The sequence below is a fragment of the Deltaproteobacteria bacterium genome (assembly GCA_011773515.1).
Classification (GTDB): Bacteria; Desulfobacterota; Deferrimicrobia; order J040; family J040; genus WVXK01.
Window position 1 is genome coordinate 20,921 of record WVXK01000007.1, and the last position, 3,862, is coordinate 24,782.

Annotated in this window: 3 protein-coding genes and 1 pseudogene (1 of these 4 only partly in view); all 4 read left to right on the forward strand. The window is 58.4% G+C overall.

The features are described 5' to 3' along the window. Positions 1-843 (forward strand): annotated as a pseudogene (nuoF, locus tag GTN70_01025) (NADH-quinone oxidoreductase subunit NuoF); it begins 391 nt to the left of the window's first position. Positions 844-867: 24 nt separating this feature from the next. Beyond that, the gene (locus tag GTN70_01030; protein ID NIO15580.1) at positions 868-2,457 is read left to right on the forward strand and encodes a molybdopterin-dependent oxidoreductase; all 1,590 of its coding nucleotides are present in this window, start codon (positions 868-870) and stop codon (positions 2,455-2,457) included. Positions 2,458-2,499: 42 nt separating this feature from the next. After that, complete coding sequence (locus GTN70_01035; GenBank protein ID NIO15581.1) at positions 2,500-2,982, forward strand: 4Fe-4S dicluster domain-containing protein; 483 nt, start codon at positions 2,500-2,502, stop codon at positions 2,980-2,982. Positions 2,983-3,002: 20 nt separating this feature from the next. Then, a partial coding sequence (locus tag GTN70_01040; GenBank protein NIO15582.1) for an A/G-specific adenine glycosylase occupies positions 3,003-3,862 on the forward strand: 860 nt, incomplete at its 3' end.

The window sequence follows — 3,862 nt, forward strand, 5'->3', positions numbered from 1 at the left end:
TATCTCGGCAAAGACATCCTCGGCTCGGGATTCGACCTGGACGTTTACGTTCACCGGGGGGCCGGGGCCTATATCTGCGGTGAGGAGACGGGAATGATCGAGTCCATCGAGGGTGAGAAGGGGCAGCCCCGGCTGAAACCGCCCTTCCCTGCCCAGATAGGGGTTTTCGGGGCGCCCACGCTGGTAAACAACGTCGAGACGATCGCCGATATTCCCTACATCATCGAGCATGGTGGAGATGCTTTCAGGGCCCTGGGAACGGAGAAGGACGGCGGGACGAGGCTCTACGGTGTGTCGGGGTTCGTGAACAAGCCGGGGGTGTATGAGCTGCCGGCCGGCACGAACCTCAAGTCGATCATCTACGAGCATGCCGGCGGCATTCTGGACGGAAAGAAGCTGAAGGCGGTGATCCCCGGAGGATCTTCCGTGCCCGTCGTGAAAGCCGAAGAGATAGATGTCCCTGCCGACATGGAGTCGATTGCCAAGGCGGGCTCCATGCTGGGGACCGCCGGGATCATCGTGATTCCCGAGGGGGTGTGCATGGTGAGGCTCCTTTCCATCATCATGACCTTTTACGCCCACGAGTCGTGCGGGAAGTGCACCCCCTGCAGGGAGGGGACGGAGTGGATGCGGATCATCCTTGAAAACATCGAGAGGGGAGAAGGCAAGGAGGGGGATCTCGAGCTGATTCTCGACGTGTGCGACAACATGGAGGGCACGACCATCTGTGCCCTCTCGGAAGCGGCGGTAATGCCCGCCGAGTCTTTTATCGGGAAGTTCAGGGAGGAGTTCGACCATCACATCAGGGAGAAGAAGTGTCTCGACGGGGAGTTGAAAATTTAGAGACCTCTCGTTTCGTGTGAGGGCATGCCGAAAGTTACGTTGAATGGAAAAGAGCTGGAAGTTGGACCGGAGACGACGATCATCGAGGCGGGCGACCGGCTCGGCATTCACATACCCCGGTTCTGTTACCACCCCCACCTCTCGATAGACGGGAACTGCAGGATGTGCCTGGTTGAGATAGAGGGGGTTCAGAAGCTCCTTCCCGCCTGCGCAACCTATGTGGACCACGATATGGTGGTACACACGGACACCGATGCCGTCAAAAAAGCCGTAAAGGGTGTCCTTGAATTTCTCCTGGTCCACCATCCCATCGACTGCCCGATATGTGACCAGTCGGGAGAGTGCTATCTCCAGGACTACTACATGCAGTTCGGCCTGTACAAGAGCCGCTTTCCCCTGAAGAACAAGATCCACAAGGCGAAGGTGAAGGACGTGGGCGGCGATATCGTCCTCGATGCGGAGCGCTGCGTGCTCTGCACCCGGTGCATGCGCTTTTTGCGCGAGGTGACGGGGACCGACGAGCTCAACATCTTCGGAAGGGGCTCCCATTCGGAGATCGACATATACCAGGACCAGCTCCTCCGTAACCGGTACACGTGCAACCTCGCCGACATCTGTCCGGTGGGCGCCCTGACGAGCAAGGACTTCCGCTTCCAGTGCCGTGTCTGGTACCTGAAGGAGGGAAAGTCGATCTGCACCGGCTGCGCCACGGGGTGTAACGTTTTCGTCCACCATCACGAGGGGAAGGTCTGGAGGATGATGCCGAGGTTCAACGAGCAGGTGAACGGACCCTGGATGTGCGACATCGGGAGGTTTTCCTACACCGCAGCCAACGACGGCAGGATTGAAAAACCCCGGTCGGTGGAGGGGGAAAAGAGCGTTGTCATCGATTGGGACGCGGCGTTTTACACGGCAAACCTGAAGATCGGAGAGGTGAAGCGGGATTTTGGTGCCGGGGCAATAGCCGTGATCGCTTCTCCCCGGTCTTCCAACGAGGAGCTCTACCTCACGAAAAAGCTTGCCTTCGAGATCATACGCACTCCCAACCTCGCTTTCACCCCGGCCGTTGTCGCCGATGATTACTCTGACGAGATTCTCGTCAGTAAGGACAAGACTCCCAACTCCCGCGGGGCGGTTGAGCTTCGCATCGGGCCGGAGGACGGCGGCCTCGATTTCGATGGCATTCTCGATGCCGCGCGGCAGGGAAAGGTAAAGTTGCTGATCGTTTTGGGATGCTGCCTGGGAGACCTGGATGGCGACGAAGCGGGGAGGGTGGTCTCGGCCGTCGAGTACTCCATCAACATTGCCCCCAACGAAAGTGCGGTGTCACAGGCGAGCTCCCTGGTTCTCCCTTCCGCTTCATTCGTCGAGAGGGGAGGGACGTTCACGAACGAAGCCGGCAGGGTCCAGCGTTTTTACCGCATTTTCCCCCCCAGGATCCGGGCCAGGGAAGATATCAGGATCCTGGCCGACCTCGGAAGGAGGCTGGGGGCGGACTGGGACTATAAGAACGAGGAGGCGGTCTTCGACGATATGGCTCGTTCCGAGCCCTTTTTCGCCGGACTCGTTTACAGGGTCATCGGTGAGAACGGGTCTGAGGCTGGAGGAAAATGATCGTGAAGCTACCGCACATCTAATTAACCACGCGAGGTTCACATGATACGGGTAAAGAAGATATCGAGGCCGAAAGAGATGACCCTCTCCGAGAGGGTTTACCTTCTCGAGATCGCGAAGGGTCTCTCGGTAACCATAAATCACTTCATCAGCAACCTCTTGAATCCCCGGAAGATCCCCACCATAGATTATCCCGATGTTAAACGGCCCGTACCCGCGCGGTTTCGGGGCAGGCACCGCTTGACGAAGAGGGAAGACGGGAACCCGAAGTGCGTTGCCTGCATGTGCTGCCCGACAATCTGCCCGGCGCTGTGCATCACCATCGAGGCGGGGGAGCACCCGGACCCGAAGATAGAGAAGTACCCGATAAGGTTCGACATCGACATGCTCAGGTGCGTGTTCTGCGGCCTCTGTGTCGAGGCTTGTCCCGTCGACGCTATCAGGATGGACACGGGATGGTATACCATGCCCGAGAAGAGCAGGGACGACCTTGTCTACGACATCGAGATGCTGCTCTCCGACTAGGGCCATCGGCGGCAGATGGCATGAAGAGAACGGACTATTCGCCTGACGAAAGAGCGGTCATCGAAGAGGGCCCCACGCCGGAAGGGTTCCGGCTGCTGAGAAAAACCGTCTACCGGCATTATCGTGACAACGGCAGGAATCTTCCCTGGAGAAAGACGAGAGAGCCCTATCAGATTCTCCTTTCCGAGGTGATGCTCCAGCAGACCCAGGTGGACAGGGTGCTTCGAAAATATGAGCGGTTCATCGAGGCGTTCCCCGATTTTCCCTCCCTTGCCGGGGCTCCTCTCAGGGATATCCTCTCCCTGTGGCAGGGGCTGGGGTACAACCGCAGGGCCGTGGCGCTCAAAACCATCTCTGAGACGGTCGTTTCGAGGCACAACGGTGAAATCCCGCCCCGTCTAAACGATCTGGTCGCGCTGCCGGGAATAGGACATGCAACCGCATGCGCCGTCCTCGCATTTGCCTTCAACCGGCCCGTCGTTTTCATCGAAACCAACATACGGCGGGTTTTCATACACTTTTTCTTCCGTGGAAGGGAGCGCATAAGGGATGCCGAGATCCTTCCCCTCGTGGACGAGACGCTCGATCGCAACAATCCGCGGGAGTGGTATTACGCCCTCATGGATTACGGGGCCATGCTGAAAAAGCAGGTTCCCAACCCGAACAAAAAAAGCGCCCACTACCAGAGGCAGCCCCCCTTCGAGGGTTCGCGAAGGCAGCTTCGCGGGAGGGTGCTGAAGGTTCTGCTCTCCAGGCCAAATGTTACCGAGGAGGAGATGGGAAGCGCCTTGAAGGTGGAGCTTCGAAGAATCCGGGAGTGCCTCGATGAGCTGGAGAAGGAAGGGTTTGCGATGAAGAGAGGCAAGAAGTATTCGATACC